Source organism: Altererythrobacter sp. H2 (assembly GCF_035319885.1).
Taxonomy (GTDB): domain Bacteria; phylum Pseudomonadota; class Alphaproteobacteria; order Sphingomonadales; family Sphingomonadaceae; genus 34-65-8.
Genome location: NZ_CP141285.1, coordinates 330,321 through 345,451 on the forward strand (window position 1 = coordinate 330,321; position 15,131 = coordinate 345,451).

The window sequence follows — 15,131 nt, forward strand, 5'->3', positions numbered from 1 at the left end:
AGGCGCTTGGAGCGGGTTCGTCACCCCTGCCATGCGCGGACCGTGGCGACAAGCTGCTCGACATGATCAATCGGCGTAAACTGGCTGATGCCATGCCCCAGGTTGAACACATGCGGCCGGTCGGCAAAAGCGGCCAGGACTGTCCGGGTGCGGACCGTCAGAGCGTCCCCACCGGCCAGCAGCAGGAGAGGATCGAGATTGCCTTGCACCGGCATTCCCTCCGGCAGGTTGGCCGTGACCCTGCGCGGGTCCAGCGTTTCGTCGATCCCGACCGCATCAACGCCGGTTTCCCGGGCATAGGCAGCCAGCTTTTCGCCGGAACCCTTGGGAAAGCCGATCACCGGCACGCCGGGGCGCGCGGCATGGATGGCTGCGGCAAGCCGGGCATTGGGGGCAATGACCCAGCGTTCGTACTGATCCGGGGCGAGGCTCCCGGCCCAGCTGTCAAACAGTTGCACCGCTTCGACGCCTGCATCGATCTGGCCGATCAGGTAATCGACTGTGGCGGTCTCGATCGCTTCGAGCAGTGCCCCGAACGCTGCCGGATCGCGATAGGCCAGCGCCCGGGCTTCACCCTGGTCCTTCGATCCCTGCCCGGCCACCATGTAGGTCGCTACTGTCCAGGGAGACCCTGCAAAGCCGAGCATGGTCGTTTCCGGACCGAGCAGTGCACGGCACCGCTCGACCGTTCCGTACACGGGCGCCAGGCGCTCAGGCATGGCTTCCAGCGCCTGCCATGCCCCGTCGACCAGTTGGGGCGCCAGACGCGGGCCTTCGCCAGCCTCGAACCACAGATCCTGCCCCATGGCGTGGGGAATCACCAGAATGTCGGAAAACAGGATCGCCCCGTCGAAACCGAAACGGCGGATCGGCTGGAGAGTAATCTCCGCGGCCGCTTCGCTGTCATAGGCCAGTTCCAGGAAACCGCCCTTTTCTGCCCGCAAAGCCCGATACTCTGGCAGATACCGCCCGGCCTGCCGCATGAGCCACAGGGGAACCTTCCCGGTGCGCTTGCCGTTCAGGGTATCGAGCAGGATTCCGGGCATAGAGTCAGGTCCAATCCAATAAAATAAAGAGTCTTTAAGAAGGTTGCTGGAGTCTGTTGGCCCTGTGGATATCGGGGACAGAGGTTCCTTGCCGGATTTCTCCCGCTTTGAACAGGCTACACGCCAGCCCGAATCGCGGCAATGCTTGAGTCAAACGGAGTTTATGCCCGCTATCCCTAGCCGGTGGGAAACCGGGTCGGCCTGTCGACAACAGGGCTGTCTGCGGACTCGCACTGGGCATGGAATCGCGCACCGAACTTGTCGCCAGCTTCATCCCGTGGTTTATCCGCCCCCTTACCCACAGCGCCCAACACGCGGATTGCCCCTGTCCAGATGAGCCGTCTCCACCTTCACCTCGTATCCGATTCCACCGGGGAAACGCTGGAGATGGTCGCCAAGGCGGCGCTTGCCCAGTTCGAGGATACCGAGATCGTTCGCCATTTCTGGCCGATGGTGCGGTCGCGCCAGCATCTTGACCGGATCGTGCCCGATCTGGCTGCAAGCCCGGGGCTGGTGCTTTACACGCTGGTCAATCCCGACACCCGCGCCCGGCTGGAAGAGCATTGCCGCCAACTCGGCCTGCCTTCCGTTGCCGCGCTCGATGCAGTCACCGCCGCGCTCGAAGCGCAGCTCGGGCAGGAGGCGGTCGGCCGCCCGGGGCGCCAGCATCTGATGGATGAGGCCTATTTCCGCCGGGTCGAGGCCATCCATTACACCATCGCGCACGACGATGGGGTCGGCTGGGAAAACTGGGAGCAGGCCGATATCGTCCTCGCCGGCGTCAGCCGCACCTCCAAGACCCCGACCAGCATCTACCTCGCCAACCGGGGGTTCAAGACCGCCAACATACCGCTGGTCGTGGAGAGCCCGCCGCCTGCGGCCCTGTTTGCGCTGCGCAAACCGCTGGTGGTGGGTCTGACAACCGCGCCCGAGCGCCTGGTGCAGGTGCGGCGCAACCGCCTGCTAAGCCTCAACGAGAACGCCGAGACGGCCTATGTCGACAACGAGCGGGTCCGGGCCGAGGTCCAGTTTGCCCGGCGCATGTTTGCCGATAACGGATGGCCGGTGATCGATGTCACCCGCCGCTCGATCGAGGAAACCGCGGCAGCGGTGATCCGTCTGCACGGCGAGCGTGACCGCAAGGGCGACCTGCCCGAGCCGGGGCAGGGGCCGGTATGATTGTCCTTGCCTCGAAAAGCGCCTCGCGCCGGGCTATGCTCGATGCGGCAGGGGTGCCCTTCACGTCCATCCCGGCACAGGTTGACGAGCGCGCCCTGGAGGCGTCGCTCACCGGCGCTGCTCCCGCCGAGATTGCTCTGGCCCTGGCCCGGGCCAAGGCCCTGGCTCTTTCCCCACCCGGACAGATCGTATTGGGAAGCGATTCGCTGGTCAGCGTGGCCGGGCGCCGTTTCGACAAACCGGCCAGCCGGGAACAAGCGGCCGAACACCTGCGGTTTTTCTCGGGGAAGGTGATGGAACTCCATTCGGCAGCGGCGCTGCAGCGCGATGGTGTGCTGCTATGGTCCCGAGCCGACCTGGCCCTGCTGCAGGTGCGGGAACTGTCGGATGCGTTCATCGAGGATTACCTCGGGCATGAATGGCCGGCGGTGGCGGGCTGCGTCGGGGTGTTTCGGATCGAGGCGCGCGGGGTCCAGTTGTTCGAGCGGATCGAAGGCGATCACTTCACTGTGCTGGGGATGCCGCTGCTGCTGGTGCTGGGTGCCCTGCGCGCGCACGGGGGCCTCCCGGCATGAGTATCCCTTATGCCGAAGTGATCGGTGACCCCATTGCCCAGTCGAAGTCTCCGGCGATCCACAATTTCTGGCTCGGTAGGCTGGGCCTCGAAGCCGAATATCGCGCCTGCCACGTCCGGCCGGATGAACTGGCGGACTATCTCGCCGCCCGCCGCGCCGAACCTGCCTGGCGCGGATGCAATGTCACCATGCCGCACAAGCAGGCGGTGATGCCGCTGCTTGACAGAGTCGAGCCGCCTGCCGACGCTATCGGCGCGGTCAACACGATCTATCGCGCGTCTGACCGGTCGCTGACGGGGACCAACACCGATGCGGCAGGGTTTCTCGAACCGCTCGCTGCCGATCTGGCGCAGACCCACTACTTTCGCATGGCGCGCATCCTAGGCACCGGCGGGGCGGCGCGGGCGATCATCTCCGCTCTGGCAGGCCGCGGTTTCACGCTGGTGGTGGCCGGGCGCGATCCGGCCAAGGCGCGGGCCCTGCTCGAAGAACTTGCACCGACGGGGGAGCATCACGCGATCAACCTGACCCATTTCGCCGACCCGACCGATTTCGCCTTCGGTGACCGCAAGCAGTGCCTCGATCTGGTCATCAACGCGTCGTCGCTCGGGATGCAAGGGCAGCCGCAGTTGGCCTTCGACTGGAGCCATGCGCCCCCTGGCAGTATCGCCTATGATATCGTCACCGCCCCGCTCGATACGGCCTTCCTGCAAGGCGCGCGGGCGGCGGGGCACCGAACCATCGACGGGCTTTCCATGCTGATCGGGCAGGCGGCGGCAGCGTTCGGGCGATTCTTTGGCCAGGCTGCCCCGCGCGAGCACGACGGCGACCTGCGGGAGCTGCTGACCCGATGACACGGCCGCTTATCATTGGCCTGACCGGCTCGATCGGGATGGGCAAATCGACTGTTGCCGCCATGTTCGAGGAACTGGGCGTGCCGGTGTTCGATGCCGATGCCGAAGTGCACCGGTTGCAAGGCCCGGGCGGGCGGCTGCTGCCTGCAATCGAGGCTGCTTTTCCCGGTACGACCGGCCCCGGCGGGGTCGATCGGGCGCAGCTCGGGGCGCAGGTGTTCGGCAACAACGAGGCGCTCGCCCGGCTGGAACAGATCGTCCACCCCGCCGTCGCTGCGGCTCGTCAGACTTTCCTGATCGAACACGCCGCCCAGCCGATGGTGGTGTTCGACATCCCGCTGTTGTTCGAGAAAGGCGGCGCCGCCCAGGTCGACCGGGTGGTGGTGGTATCGGCTCCGGCCGAAGTCCAGCGCGCGCGGGTTCTGGCCCGTCAGGGCATGACACCGGAGAAATTTGCCCAGATCCTCGCCCGCCAGGTGCCCGACGCGGAAAAGCGCGCGTCCGCCCACCATGTCATCGACACCGGCACCTCGCTTGCGGAAACCCGTGCCACAGTCCGGGCGCTGGTAAACGAACTGCAACAATCCGGCTGCTGAAACCCTTGCGCTGGGCCGCAAGGCGTCCGATACAGTAAGGAATGCGGGAAATCGTTTTCGACACCGAAACCACCGGGCTTGATCCCCACAGCGGGGACCGGATGGTGGAAATCGGATGTGTCGAACTGGTCAACCGGGTGGAAACCGGTGCCACCTTCCATGCCTACTTCAACCCGCAGCGCGATATGCCCGCCCAGGCGGAAGCCGTCCACGGCCTTTCCAGTGCATTCCTGGCTGATAAACCCCTGTTCGGTGCGCGGGCGGCGGAACTTCTCGGCTTTCTGGGCGATGCGCCGCTGATTGCTCACAATGCGTCATTCGATTTCGGCTTCCTCAACGCTGAACTGGCAGCTTGCGGCATGGCCGCGGTGAGCCTTGACCGGATGGTCGATACCGTGGCGATCGCCCGCCGCAAGCATCCCGGGGCGAAGCTGTCGCTCGATGCGCTGTGCAGCCGCTACGGGGTCGACCGCAGCCACCGGGTCAAGCACGGGGCCCTGCTTGATGCCGAACTGCTGGCGCAAGTCTATGTCGAGCTGACCGGAGGCCGCCAGATCGGCCTTGAACTCGCGGCTGACAGTCCACGCCAGGACAATGTCGTCAGCATTGCGGCTTCCGTGCTGGTCGAGCGCGTTTATCGCGCACCTCGGCCGCATGCGGCCAGTGCTGCGGAACATGAACGGCACCAGGCGTTTATCCGGCAGATGCGATCGCCCATCTGGGGCACACCCGGGCCGTAAGGCCCTTCAAACAGGAGATGAGACAAATGGACATCAGGGTTTCGGGCCATCAGATGGACACCGGTGCGGCTCTACAGGATCATGTCTCCGACCGGCTCAGCGCCATTGTCGAGAAGTACTTCGGACGGGCGATTTCCTCGCAGGTGACGTTCGGCAAGGCGCCGGCCGGGATGTACAGCTGCGATATCGTCACCCACGTGATGCAGGGCCTGATCCTCAAGGCCAACGCGGTGGCGCAGGATGCCCATGTCGCGCTCGACCAGGCGGCAGAGAAGATCGACAAGCAGTTGCGCCGCTACAAGCGCCGCCTCAACGACCGGCACGAGCAGACCGCCCACGCCCTGCGCGAGGAAGAAGCCAGCTACCGGATCTTTGCGGCACCCGACGCCGATGTCGAAATCGACCATGACGAGCAGGACGACGATGCGGGCGCTCCGGCAATCATCGCCGAGACGACCGCCGATATCCCGGAGGCCAGCGTGGCCGACGCCGTCATGATGCTTGACCTGCGCCATACCAACGCCCTGCTGTTCAAAAACGCTGGCACCGGCCGTCATAATATGGTCTATCGGCGCAACGATGGCTCGATCGGCTGGGTCGAGCCTCGGTAAGCCGAGGGATGGCGCAGCGTCGCCATCCGGCATTCATCAGCGGGGGAGCACATTTCAGCAGGGGCTAGCCAGCCTCTTTCCTCAAATCGTGCCTCATGAAGTCTGGTCCATGGATATCAATTTCACTCTGTCCCCCCAGGCCGTTGCCATTGGTACCGCCAATGGCAAACCGGCCATCCTTGTTGCGATCGCTGCGCAGTTCGCGCGCGCTTACGGGCTTGATCTGGCAATGGTGCTTGAAGCGCTGGAGGAGCGGGAGAAGCTCGGCAGCACTGGTTTCGGGCGCGGGGTGGCTCTCCCTCACGCCCGGATCGAGGGAATCCATCGCCCGGTTGCGGCCGTGCTGAAGCTGAGCGCCCCCGTGGGGTTCGAGGCCGCTGATGACATGCCGGTCGAGCTGGTGTTCGGTCTGCTCTCGCCGGTTAATGCCGGGGCGACACACCTTCACGCCCTGGCGGAAATTTCGCGCCTGATGCGCGATGATGCGCTCCGCGAGTCCCTGTTCGAGGCCAACAACGCGGAAGCGATCTTTGCCTTGCTGACCAATGTTTCGGATCGTGACGCGGCCTGAGCCAGCCAAGGGAGCCGCGCTGCATTTCCGGGCGCTGGAATCACTTTATGCCCATGCGCCGATCAATGACCTGTTCGCATCCACCCTGGAGATCGCGGGCGAAGGGCTCGCGCGCATCCGCTTCGACGTGACCGAGAATGTCTTCCACGCAGCCGGTGCGGCGCATGGCACGATCTATTTCAAGATGCTCGACGATGCCGCCTTCTATGCCGCGAACAGCCTGGTCACCGACCGGTTTCTGCTGACCACCGCCTTCAATCTCCATTTTACCAAGCCGGTCCGCGCCGGCCCGGTGGTGGCGGAAGGCTGCTGGGTCAGTGGCCGCCGGCGGGTGCTGGTGGCCGAGGCGCGGCTGATCGACCAGTCCGGCGACGAGATCGGACGCGGCACCGGCACTTTCATGCGCTCGCGCATTCCGCTGGCGGGTTTGCCCGGATACCGCGCCGATGGATGAGCGCCTGCCTGCCCATCTGGAAGTCAATGGCCTGATCCGTGCGGTCGAGGCAGCGGGCGGCTTTGCCACGGTGCTTGCCAAAGGTGAGCGGGACGCCGGGACCATCCTGCTGGTAACCATTGATCGCGGCGAAGGGGCGGCGCTGTTTGAACGGATGCCCCGCGCTGACGGATCACGGCCATTTGTTGCTGCAAAGCGGCAAAACAAGGAAAATCCGCAGGGATTCGAGGAATATCTGGCGCGCAGACGCGCGCAGGACCGCGATTGCTGGCAAATCGAACTGGATGTCCCGGATGGGGAACGGTTCATCGCATCGTGGAACGGTTAAGTTGACTTGCAAACCATTCCCGCTAGGGGCCCGTCCCACTTCGTAAGGCGCAGGCGGCCACGGCAACACTGAGGTTGCAGGGCAGGCACGCAGACGGGGGACGGCCGGCAGGCCAGAAATCGGACCCATCCTACAACGCAAGCAACGCACCCGGGTCCCAGCCTGCGACATGGCTCGTCAACCGCACGATTTGACGGACAGAATGACCATTGCCACCCGATACGCCAGCATGGCGGCGCTTGCCGCTGGACTGGTGATGACCGTCGCCGGAGCGGATCTCTCCGGCACTTATGCCCAGGCAGCCGTGACGCAAGATGCGCCCGTTGCCCGACCGACCGGCGAGACCATGCCGGTGTTCGTTTCCGAGGAAGTGGTCCAGCCGCTTCCCCCCGCTTCCGACAATCAGGCTGACGTCATCAGCGACACTGCAGAGGTCCGCGCGTCGTCGCTGGCCGAGCTGGTGGCCGCGACGGCGAACGATGTCCCCCTGTCCGATGAGCTCCGGTGCCTGGCCGGCGCGATCTATTTCGAAGCGCGCGGGGAACCGCTGCTGGGCCAGCTGGCCGTGGCCGAAGTGGTCATCAACCGCAGCAACTCGGGCCGCTTTCCGGCCACCTATTGCGGGGTCGTGCGTCAGCCCGGCCAGTTCTCGTTCGTGCGCAAGGGCGCTATCCCGCAGGCGCGGCTTGGCACCCAGGCCTGGCGCAACGCTGTGGCCCTGGCCCGGATTGCCCATTCCGGCGGCTGGCAAAGCCACGCTGACGATGCGCTCTATTTCCACGCCCGCTATGTTCGCCCCAGCTGGAGCCACCGCAAGCAGGCGCTCGCGACGATCGATTCGCACATTTTCTATCGCTGACCGGGAAACCCGGCTCACCAGGCCGAGTCCTCAATCGCGCAAGGTCACCCAGACCGGCGCGTGGTCGCTGGCCTTCTCGCGCCCGCGGTGCGCCTTGTCGACACCGGCCGCCTCCAGCCGGTCAGCCAGTTCGGGCGACAGCAGCAGGTGGTCGATGCGGAAGCCGTGGTCACGCTGCCACGCTCCGGCCTGGTAATCCCAGAAGGTCCACACCCCGCCGCGCGGGTTGAGGGTGGCGATCGCATCGGTCCATCCATCGCCGAGCAGACGTTGGTAGGCATCGCGCGATTCGGGCTGCATCAGTGCATCGCTTGCCATGGCTTTTGGCGACCACACGTCCTTGTCTTCGGGGATGACATTGTAATCGCCCACGACGGCGCAGGGGATTTCCAGCGCCCACAGCGCGGCCATGCGGGCGTGAAGCCGCTCCATCCAGGCCAGCTTGTAGTCGAACTTGGGCCCCGGCACCGGGTTGCCGTTGGGCAGGTAGATACACACCAAGCGGACGCCGCCGACATCCGCTTCGAGGTAGCGGGCCTGTTCATCGTCCGGTGCGCCGGGCAGGCCGCGCCGGATTTCCACGGGCGCTATACCGTCAGCGAGGATCGCCACCCCGTTGAAGCCTTTCTGGCCGTGCCAGATGGCGTGATAGCCGATCTTGGCGAACTCTTCGGCCGGGAAGCCTTCGTCCTGCGTCTTGATTTCCTGCAGGCAGGCAACGGTGGGCCGCGTTTCTGCGAGCCATTCGAGCAGGCGCGGGAGGCGCGCCTTGATACCGTTGATGTTGAAACTGGCGATGCGCATGGCGCAAGCTCTGCCCGATCCGGCCGGAAACGTCTAATTCAAATCCCGAAGCTGGAGCCGCAGCCGCAGCCCGCCGCCGCATTGGGGTTTTCCACCTTGAAGGCCGCCCCGCCAAGCGATTCGACGAAATCGACCACACTGCCGCTTACCAGATCGAGGCTGACCGGATCGACCACGAGACGGACGCCATCCGTCTCGCTTACCGTGTCGTCACTGTCCGGCCCGTCGGCCAGGTCGAACTTGTACTGAAAGCCCGAGCAACCGCCCCCTTCCACGGAAAGGCGCAATACCGCCGGCTTTGATTGCCGCGTGGCAATCCATGCGACACGCGCAGCGGCAGCGGGGGTTAACGATAGCATCTGGCCCATTTGCTCTATCTAGGTCACCCGGACCCTTACCTCAAGCCATGCGGATATAATCGCGCATGGCTGCAGCTTCGTGCTCGACCTCGTCGATCCGTGACTTCACCAGGTCGCCGATCGAAATGAAGCCGCACAGGATCTCGCCTTCCAGCACCGGCAGGTGGCGGATGCGGCGGCGCGTCATCAGCGAGAGCGCCTCCAGCACCTTGGTTTGCGGGGTCACGGTAATCGGCGGGGCGGTCATCACCTCGTCCACGCGCCGGTCGAGGCAGGCAGAGCCTTCCTCGGCCATGCGATAGACCACGTCGCGCTCGGAAAAGATGCCGACCACGCGGCCAGCCTCCATCACGGGCAAGGCACCGATCCGCCGCGAGGCCAGCAAGGCCACGACCTCGCGGACCGGGGCGCCGGTTGCACAACTGATGATATCTCTGCTGCTGCGCCCGGCAATCAGGTGGGCAATCTCCATCGACTCGCCTCCTTTTCAGCTACGATGGACAGGAGAATGACACGAAGCAGGCCGAATCACCAAATCGTGCCCGTTGCTATTCGGGCATGCTGGCCCCATCTGGCACCGATGGCCCGTAAATCCCCCCTCGATGACCCGCAGAAGGCTGCCTACGCCTGGGCGCGCTACCGCCGGTTGATGCGGTTCATGCTGCTGCTCACCATCGGTGTCGTCGCTCTTGCGCTGGCGCTGCTCTACAAGCAGGGCAGCGCTGCCACCGTGCACTTCTACATCGCGACGGCGCTTGGCATCGGCTTCACCATGCTGCTGACCGGCGGCCTGATGGGGCTGGTGTTCCTGTCGAGCGGAACCGGGCACGATGAAAGCGTGACCGACCTGTCGGACGAGCACGACCGCAAGGACTAACGAGGGCCCGGATCCGGGTCTGGCGCCGGGCTTGGTGCCGGGATTGGTCTCAGTCTTTCCGGACCGGCCGGATCCGGAATTCCTCCACGGGCTCCCCCGCGATCAGGTGGCGCTGGATGATCTGCTCGAGCACTTGCGGGCTGCACGAATGGTACCAGACATTATCCGGCCAGACGACGGCGACCGGGCCTGCGGTGCAGACCTGCAGGCAATCTGCCTTGGTCCGCTGGACCCGGCCCTGCGGCCCGACCAGGCCGAGTTCCTTGAGCCGCTGCTTGAGATAGGCCCAGGCCGCCTCCCCCTCTTCCCGGCGGCAGCAGCTCTGCTTCTCCGACATGCCGCACAGGAACAGGTGGCGCTCGATCCGGTCGCCGTTGATCTTGGCCAGACCCCTGCCCGCCAGCGCGGCTGTGTCGGGCCTGCTCATTCTGCAGGCCGGGCGACAGGTTCAGGTTTCAGCCAGCGGTCGAGCCAGTTGAACACGGTCTCGTGCCACTGAAGCGAGTTCTTCGCGCCGAGCACCCAGTGGTTTTCGTCCGGGAAGACCAGCAGCTGGGCGGGGATATTGCGCTCCTGCAGCGCGGTGAAGGCGCCCAGCCCCTGGGTATAGGGAACGCGGAAGTCCTTCTCACCCAGCACGACCAGCATCGGCGTGCGCCACTGGTCGACATGATGGACGGGGTTCCACTGCTCGTAGTTGGCAGTAGCTTCGGCATAGGATCCGCCGAAATCCCACCGCGGAAACCAGGATTCCTCGGTCGCATAGTAGAACGCCCGGGTGTCGAACAGGCCGTTGTGGTTGATCAGGCACTTGAACCGGTCAGGCCATTTGCCGGCGATCCAGTTCATCATGTAGCCGCCGTAGCTGGCCCCCATGGCGCAGGCGTTGCTGCCGTCGATCTGGGGGTCCTTCGCAAGAGCCGCACCAAGCCCTTTCTGCAGGTCTTCCAGCGGCTTGCCGCCCCAGTCGCGGTTGATGGCATCGGTGAAAGCCTGCCCGTAACCAGTGCTGCCGTGGAAATCGACCGAGATCACCGCATAGCCCTGGCTGGCCAGAACGCGAGGGTTCCAGCGGGTGGACCAGCCATCGTCGAAAGAACCCTGGGGCCCGCCATGCACATAGAGCACAGCCGGCAGCTTCCCGGAATGGTTCTCGGGCCGGGTGATCTGGCCCCACACCGTGGCCCCTCCGGCTCCGGCAAAGCTGAACCGCGTGGTTCGGGTGGCGGCCATGGCGCCCATGCGTGCCGTTGCCACCGAGGTGACCGGCATGGCCTGCCGGGCGCCGCTTGACAGGAACAGTTCGGATGGCGCGCCGATCGAATTGCGGCTGAACAGCAGGCGGCCCCCTGGCAGGGGCGTCAGATCGCCGATCCGCCCCTCGTTACCGGGTATAAGGTCGAGCTTCTCGACTGCGCCGGTGCGCGGATCGATGCGGAAAGCGGGCGTATCGAGCACGTCCTGTGCAGTGCCGATCAGCCAGCGCGAATCGGGGGTCCAGGCGAGTGCGCCGAATGAACGGTCGAAATTACCGGTCAGCGCGCGGGTGCGGCCGGAGCGCAGATCGCGCAGCCACACCACCAGCCGGTCTGCCTCGTACCCGGGCCGCGCCATGGCGGTCCAGGCAAGCCATCTGCCATCAGGCGAGGGGGTGGGTGCAAGATCCATCGCCGCATTGGCTGCGGTCAGATTGACCGGGGCCGTGGCATCCAGCGCGCGCCAGAACAGGTCGGTATTGGTTGAGCGCGGTTCTTCGATGCCGGCTTGCTTGGCGATGAAATAGACGCCCGATCCGTCGGGTGCCCAGACCACGTCCTCGTTCCCGCCAAACGGTTTGTGGGGTGTGTCTCCGACAAGCGCCCCTGCACCTGCCGGCCCGTCAAGCGGTGCGCCCTCGCCGGTCATGCCGTCAGGGCCGATCCCGAAAACGAAGCCGCGGCTGAAGGTACCGGGCGTTTCCCACTCGTCCCAGTGGCGGACGAATCCGTCAGCGCCGTCGTAAAGCCGCGCGCTGCCCGGACCGGGCAGATGGGCCTTTCCGTCATCCGCGCAGCCGAAAGTGGGGCAATCACGGGCGATATCTGCCCAGACGGCAATGGCATTGCCCTTGGGCGACAGCGCGTAGCCGGCAACGCTGATCGCGAAGCGGCTCATCTGTTCGGGTGCCTCGGGGGTTCCGTCACTGCCGATCGCGGCCCGCCAGACCTGCGTGGTCGGCTCGCCTTCCCCTCTGGCGGAGAGAAACCACAGCGCCCCGTCAGGCCCGAACGAGACTGCGCTTGCACTTCCGCCCAGATCGAGCGGCACGGGTTCGCGTTGCGGATCGGCCAGATCGCGCAGCCACAGGCGCGTGCTGCGCTTCAGGCTGTCCGGATCGGTCTCGGTCACCGGGTAGACCATCAGCCGCGCGTCTGGCGCGACGGCCGGGCTGCCAAGCCGGGGCAGGGTGACGAGGTCCTTCGCGGTCATTGGCGGCGCGTCCTGCGCTGCGGCAGAAGTGGAAGCAGCCGCAAGGCACGCGGCGAGGGCGATCAGGGACCCGATATGTTTTGTCATGGCGGCAGGCCTAATGCCCCGCGCGCGCCGTGCAAAGGGCTTTCGCCCCGCGGGCTCAGCCGCGCTTGCCGGCAATCCGGCTGATTTCGGCCTTCACCATCGTTTCGACCATGCCCGGCAGGTGCGTGTCCAGCCATTGCGCCAGCATCGGGCGCAGCATCTCGCGGACCAGGCCTTCCAGCGAGGTCTCGCCGGAACGGACGATCTGGGGGGGCACCCCGGGTTCGGCGATCATCGCGAGGGCCGCCAGATTCTCGCGCATCGAATCGCGCACCGACTCGGCAATCAGGGGGGAGTCGTCTTCTGCCGGGGTCGATGGATCGTGCTCGGCCGCCAGATCATCTTCGCCCAGTTCGAGCACCTCTTCCGCGTCATCGCCTTTGGCATCGCCCTTGGTGGCTGGCGCGATTATGCCCTGCGTCTCACGGCGGCGACGCTCTTCCAGTGCACCGACCCGGTTGTCGCGGGCGATCACTTTCTTGATCGATTCAAGGATTTCCTCGACCGATGCTTCCCCGTGCTGGCTCATGCTTGCCGCCCCTGCTTGTCGTGGTGAATCAGCGCGGAGGCGTGACGTCACCAGTGTTCGATCCGGGAACTGACGCATCGGGGGCGGGTATGTCAACGGTTCGTGTCGACCGGGCGACCGGATCGGGATCACGGTCCCAGTCCCACACCCGGCCATTGACCCGCTCGTAGTTCGTCAGCGGATCATACATCAGCCCCTCGTCGGCCAGGCCAAGGTCGCGCGCTTCGGCGCGCCCCATGGCGGCCAGCAGGCTGAAGCCGGCAACGTAGGCATTGCGGCGCGCCGTCACCAGCTGGGCCCGGGCCTGCAACAGCTCCTGTTCGGCATTGAGCACGTCGAGGATGGTCCGGTTGCCGATCGAGTTTTCGGCGCGCACACCCTCAAGGCTCAGTTCCGCCGACTGGACCGCCAGCTGCGAGCTTTCGATCACCTGGAGCGAGGCCTGGTAGCTGGAGAAGGCGGCGCGGGTCTGTGCGATCACATCGCGTTCGGCGGCGATTACCTGCTCCAGCGCGGCACTCTCGCGCTGGGTTGCGGCACGTTGGCGCGCGGCGGGCAGGCCGCCCTGGAAGATCGGGATGCTGAAACGAACCCCGGCATTGGCGGTGGTTTCGGTCTGGACCAGGCCCGGCGCCCCGCCGGCGAGCGTCCCAAAGTAATCGCTGTAGTCGAGCCCGGCGAACAGGCTGACGCTCGGCAGCCGTCCTGCTCCGGCCACCTCCACGTCATAGCCGGCGGCCTTGGCCTGCTGGCGCGCGGCGATCAGATCGGGGTTGTTTTCCAGCGCCGTGTCGACCGCAATCGCCGGACTGGCGGGAAGGTTGGGCAGCGGCGGCGGAGGCTCGAGGTTGACCGGTGCGGAGCCGACCAGCCGGATATAGGTCTCGCGTGCCTGGATCAGGGCCGCCTGGGCGTTGCGCAGGTCACCCACCGCCAGTGCCAGCCGCGATTCGGACTGGGCCACGTCAGTCCTGGTCAGGTCGCCGATCTCGAACCGGTCACGGGTCGCTTCCAGATTCACGGTCAGCACGTTGACCTGTCCGGCGGTGAGATCGGCCAGCGCCTGGGTCCGCAGCACGTCCATGTAGGCCGCCACCACTTGGCTGAAGATCGCCGATTCGGTCGCCCGCAGGTTGGCCTGTCCGGCCACCACCCGCTCCTTGGCTGCCCTGATGCCGTTCTTCACCGCGCCGCCGGAATAGATCGGAACGGTCAGGTCCGGGCCGACCTGCAGCACGCGTTCGGTCGGGGCGAAGGCGTTAGGCGAAGCTTTGACGAATTCGATATACTGCCCGCTGGCAGTAACGCTCGGCAGGCCTTGCGCGCGCTGGATGTTGGGGTTCTCGTCCTCCGCCCGCTGCTGGGCACGGGTGGCCTGCAGCGTCGGGTTGGTGGCATAGGCCTGAGCCAGCGCCTCGCGCAGGGTGTCTGCCTGGGCCGGTACGGCCAGCAGCGCAACCCCGGCCAGCAGGGCATTACGGGCCAGGCGGGTCAGCATGGTCAGAAACTCCAGCCTCTCGGCTTGTCGAACTCGCCCAGACGCGGGATGCCGATTTCGGCCAGGGGCAGCAGGGCAACGTCTGCCCCGGCGCGGCGGCCGATTGCCAGCCGGGTCACGCCATTGGCTACGGTGCCGGTCACGATCCTGCCGCCTTCGGCCAGCTGTGCGGCCAGTGAAGCGGGGATGGCCTCGGCAGCACCGTCAATCAGCAGCAGGGTGAAATTGCAGTGCCGGTGCAACGGGGCGACGGCCTCTTCAGGGCCGATCACGTCAACCGTGCCGACCAGCGGCCGGAGGAGTTCGGGCAGGTATCCGGCGCCGCTGTCCACCACCAGCACCCGGTCGGCCAGGTCCGGCTTGGCTTCGGCCAGCATCATGCCATAAAACAGTGGCGCAGCGAGGCGCCGGCCATTGTCGAGCGGGATTGCCCGGTCGATGTAGGCCACGGCGCGGGCTGCGTCGGGAACGAAGTCCTCCCGGGCGACGGCCCCCATGCGTTCCAGCACAAAGGGTTCGTTGACGCCGCTGGTGCGCAGCTGGCTGTCGATCATGGCCTTGCGGGCGGTAGTATGGTCAATCGTGGCGGTCTGCATGAAAGCTCTCTTCAGGCGCTTATGTGAGCCTCGTCAGGCTGTATTATATGAACAATACAGTTCGTCAATCCCCCGCACGGCGGGTGCTGTCGCCCTTAG

General features: G+C 65.7%; 20 protein-coding genes. 11 read left to right on the forward strand and 9 right to left on the reverse strand.

The annotated features are described in order from the left end of the window. Positions 1–20 precede the first annotated feature (20 nt). Positions 21–1,046: a uroporphyrinogen decarboxylase gene (gene hemE / locus U4960_RS01615; RefSeq protein ID WP_324261871.1), complete on the reverse strand. Its 1,026-nt coding sequence runs from the start codon at positions 1,044–1,046 to the stop codon at positions 21–23. A 333-nt stretch (positions 1,047–1,379) separates the two neighbouring features. On the opposite strand from hemE, the gene U4960_RS01620 reads away from it, so the two are divergent. The 10 genes from U4960_RS01620 (at position 1,380) to U4960_RS01665 (ending at position 7,813) form a co-directional block, all read left to right on the forward strand. After that, on the forward strand, positions 1,380–2,225 hold the full coding sequence (locus U4960_RS01620) for a pyruvate, water dikinase regulatory protein (protein WP_324261872.1): 846 nt from the start codon (positions 1,380–1,382) through the stop codon (positions 2,223–2,225). Next, positions 2,222–2,800, forward strand: coding sequence for a Maf family protein (locus U4960_RS01625; protein ID WP_324261873.1), 579 nt, complete (start codon positions 2,222–2,224; stop codon positions 2,798–2,800). The genes U4960_RS01620 and U4960_RS01625 overlap by 4 nt, the downstream gene beginning before the upstream one ends. Next, a complete protein-coding gene (aroE, locus tag U4960_RS01630; RefSeq protein ID WP_324261874.1) occupies positions 2,797–3,654 on the forward strand; it encodes a shikimate dehydrogenase in 858 nt (285 codons plus the stop codon). The genes U4960_RS01625 and aroE overlap by 4 nt, the downstream gene beginning before the upstream one ends. Next, entirely contained in the window at positions 3,651–4,250 is a 600-nt protein-coding gene (gene coaE, locus U4960_RS01635) for a dephospho-CoA kinase (RefSeq protein ID WP_324261875.1), read from the forward strand. The genes aroE and coaE overlap by 4 nt, the downstream gene beginning before the upstream one ends. Positions 4,251–4,291: 41 nt before the next feature. Next, entirely contained in the window at positions 4,292–4,990 is a 699-nt protein-coding gene (dnaQ, locus tag U4960_RS01640; RefSeq protein WP_324261876.1) for a DNA polymerase III subunit epsilon, read from the forward strand. Positions 4,991–5,016: 26 nt separating this feature from the next. Further along, a complete protein-coding gene (hpf, locus tag U4960_RS01645; RefSeq protein WP_324261877.1) occupies positions 5,017–5,601 on the forward strand; it encodes a ribosome hibernation-promoting factor, HPF/YfiA family in 585 nt (194 codons plus the stop codon). A 109-nt stretch (positions 5,602–5,710) separates the two neighbouring features. Beyond that, entirely contained in the window at positions 5,711–6,172 is a 462-nt protein-coding gene (locus U4960_RS01650; RefSeq protein WP_324261878.1) for a PTS sugar transporter subunit IIA, read from the forward strand. Continuing rightward, positions 6,159–6,626, forward strand: a complete 468-nt coding sequence (locus U4960_RS01655; RefSeq protein WP_416379088.1) for a PaaI family thioesterase — start codon at positions 6,159–6,161, stop codon at positions 6,624–6,626. The genes U4960_RS01650 and U4960_RS01655 overlap by 14 nt, the downstream gene beginning before the upstream one ends. Next, positions 6,619–6,954 (forward strand): DUF1491 family protein, encoded by a 336-nt coding sequence (locus tag U4960_RS01660; RefSeq protein WP_324261880.1) that lies wholly within the window; start codon positions 6,619–6,621, stop codon positions 6,952–6,954. The genes U4960_RS01655 and U4960_RS01660 overlap by 8 nt, the downstream gene beginning before the upstream one ends. A gap of 202 nt (positions 6,955–7,156) precedes the next feature. Beyond that, complete coding sequence (locus tag U4960_RS01665; protein WP_324261881.1) at positions 7,157–7,813, forward strand: cell wall hydrolase; 657 nt, start codon at positions 7,157–7,159, stop codon at positions 7,811–7,813. 30 nt (positions 7,814–7,843) lie between these two features. Here the strand turns inward: U4960_RS01665 and xth are convergent, their stop codons facing one another. The 3 genes from xth to U4960_RS01680 are packed head-to-tail and all read right to left on the reverse strand — an operon-like array spanning position 7,844 to position 9,448. After that, on the reverse strand, positions 7,844–8,617 hold the full coding sequence (gene xth, locus U4960_RS01670; RefSeq protein WP_324261882.1) for an exodeoxyribonuclease III: 774 nt from the start codon (positions 8,615–8,617) through the stop codon (positions 7,844–7,846). Positions 8,618–8,655: 38 nt separating this feature from the next. Then, complete coding sequence (locus U4960_RS01675; protein WP_324261883.1) at positions 8,656–8,985, reverse strand: HesB/IscA family protein; 330 nt, start codon at positions 8,983–8,985, stop codon at positions 8,656–8,658. A 31-nt stretch (positions 8,986–9,016) separates the two neighbouring features. Further along, positions 9,017–9,448, reverse strand: a complete 432-nt coding sequence (locus U4960_RS01680; protein ID WP_324261884.1) for a CBS domain-containing protein — start codon at positions 9,446–9,448, stop codon at positions 9,017–9,019. Positions 9,449–9,556: 108 nt separating this feature from the next. On the opposite strand from U4960_RS01680, the gene U4960_RS01685 reads away from it, so the two are divergent. Next, positions 9,557–9,853 carry a hypothetical protein gene (locus tag U4960_RS01685; RefSeq protein WP_324261885.1) on the forward strand — a complete coding sequence of 99 codons (297 nt, stop codon included), beginning with the start codon at positions 9,557–9,559 and terminating at the stop codon, positions 9,851–9,853. A gap of 49 nt (positions 9,854–9,902) precedes the next feature. On the opposite strand, the gene U4960_RS01690 is transcribed toward U4960_RS01685, so the two are convergent. Genes U4960_RS01690 through U4960_RS01710 form a run of 5 tightly spaced genes read right to left on the reverse strand, consistent with a single transcriptional unit; the run spans position 9,903 to position 15,032 of the window. Beyond that, positions 9,903–10,280: a (2Fe-2S) ferredoxin domain-containing protein gene (locus U4960_RS01690; RefSeq protein WP_324261886.1), complete on the reverse strand. Its 378-nt coding sequence runs from the start codon at positions 10,278–10,280 to the stop codon at positions 9,903–9,905. Further along, positions 10,277–12,409 carry an alpha/beta hydrolase family protein gene (locus U4960_RS01695; RefSeq protein WP_324261887.1) on the reverse strand — a complete coding sequence of 711 codons (2,133 nt, stop codon included), beginning with the start codon at positions 12,407–12,409 and terminating at the stop codon, positions 10,277–10,279. Before U4960_RS01695 ends, U4960_RS01690 begins: the two co-directional genes overlap by 4 nt. 55 nt (positions 12,410–12,464) lie before the next feature. Then, on the reverse strand, positions 12,465–12,938 hold the full coding sequence (locus U4960_RS01700; RefSeq protein WP_324261888.1) for a DUF2497 domain-containing protein: 474 nt from the start codon (positions 12,936–12,938) through the stop codon (positions 12,465–12,467). A 28-nt stretch (positions 12,939–12,966) separates the two neighbouring features. After that, entirely contained in the window at positions 12,967–14,433 is a 1,467-nt protein-coding gene (locus U4960_RS01705; protein ID WP_416379131.1) for a TolC family outer membrane protein, read from the reverse strand. A gap of 5 nt (positions 14,434–14,438) precedes the next feature. Continuing rightward, entirely contained in the window at positions 14,439–15,032 is a 594-nt protein-coding gene (locus U4960_RS01710) for a protein-L-isoaspartate O-methyltransferase family protein (protein ID WP_324261890.1), read from the reverse strand. Positions 15,033–15,131 lie beyond the last annotated feature (99 nt).

What these genes read in the sequence shown, in the direction of transcription:
- hemE (WP_324261871.1), bottom strand. Translation starts at nt 1,046, where the DNA reads ATGCCCGGAATCCTGCTCGATACCCTGAACGGCAAGCGCACCGGGAAG.
- U4960_RS01620 (WP_324261872.1), top strand. Translation starts at nt 1,380, where the DNA reads ATGAGCCGTCTCCACCTTCACCTCGTATCCGATTCCACCGGGGAAACG.
- U4960_RS01625 (WP_324261873.1), top strand. Translation starts at nt 2,222, where the DNA reads ATGATTGTCCTTGCCTCGAAAAGCGCCTCGCGCCGGGCTATGCTCGAT.
- aroE (WP_324261874.1), top strand. Translation starts at nt 2,797, where the DNA reads ATGAGTATCCCTTATGCCGAAGTGATCGGTGACCCCATTGCCCAGTCG.
- coaE (WP_324261875.1), top strand. Translation starts at nt 3,651, where the DNA reads ATGACACGGCCGCTTATCATTGGCCTGACCGGCTCGATCGGGATGGGC.
- dnaQ (WP_324261876.1), top strand. Translation starts at nt 4,292, where the DNA reads ATGCGGGAAATCGTTTTCGACACCGAAACCACCGGGCTTGATCCCCAC.
- hpf (WP_324261877.1), top strand. Translation starts at nt 5,017, where the DNA reads ATGGACATCAGGGTTTCGGGCCATCAGATGGACACCGGTGCGGCTCTA.
- U4960_RS01650 (WP_324261878.1), top strand. Translation starts at nt 5,711, where the DNA reads ATGGATATCAATTTCACTCTGTCCCCCCAGGCCGTTGCCATTGGTACC.
- U4960_RS01660 (WP_324261880.1), top strand. Translation starts at nt 6,619, where the DNA reads ATGGATGAGCGCCTGCCTGCCCATCTGGAAGTCAATGGCCTGATCCGT.
- U4960_RS01665 (WP_324261881.1), top strand. Translation starts at nt 7,157, where the DNA reads ATGACCATTGCCACCCGATACGCCAGCATGGCGGCGCTTGCCGCTGGA.
- xth (WP_324261882.1), bottom strand. Translation starts at nt 8,617, where the DNA reads ATGCGCATCGCCAGTTTCAACATCAACGGTATCAAGGCGCGCCTCCCG.
- U4960_RS01675 (WP_324261883.1), bottom strand. Translation starts at nt 8,985, where the DNA reads ATGGGCCAGATGCTATCGTTAACCCCCGCTGCCGCTGCGCGTGTCGCA.
- U4960_RS01680 (WP_324261884.1), bottom strand. Translation starts at nt 9,448, where the DNA reads ATGGAGATTGCCCACCTGATTGCCGGGCGCAGCAGCAGAGATATCATC.
- U4960_RS01685 (WP_324261885.1), top strand. Translation starts at nt 9,557, where the DNA reads ATGGCCCGTAAATCCCCCCTCGATGACCCGCAGAAGGCTGCCTACGCC.
- U4960_RS01690 (WP_324261886.1), bottom strand. Translation starts at nt 10,280, where the DNA reads ATGAGCAGGCCCGACACAGCCGCGCTGGCGGGCAGGGGTCTGGCCAAG.
- U4960_RS01695 (WP_324261887.1), bottom strand. Translation starts at nt 12,409, where the DNA reads ATGACAAAACATATCGGGTCCCTGATCGCCCTCGCCGCGTGCCTTGCG.
- U4960_RS01700 (WP_324261888.1), bottom strand. Translation starts at nt 12,938, where the DNA reads ATGAGCCAGCACGGGGAAGCATCGGTCGAGGAAATCCTTGAATCGATC.
- U4960_RS01710 (WP_324261890.1), bottom strand. Translation starts at nt 15,032, where the DNA reads ATGCAGACCGCCACGATTGACCATACTACCGCCCGCAAGGCCATGATC.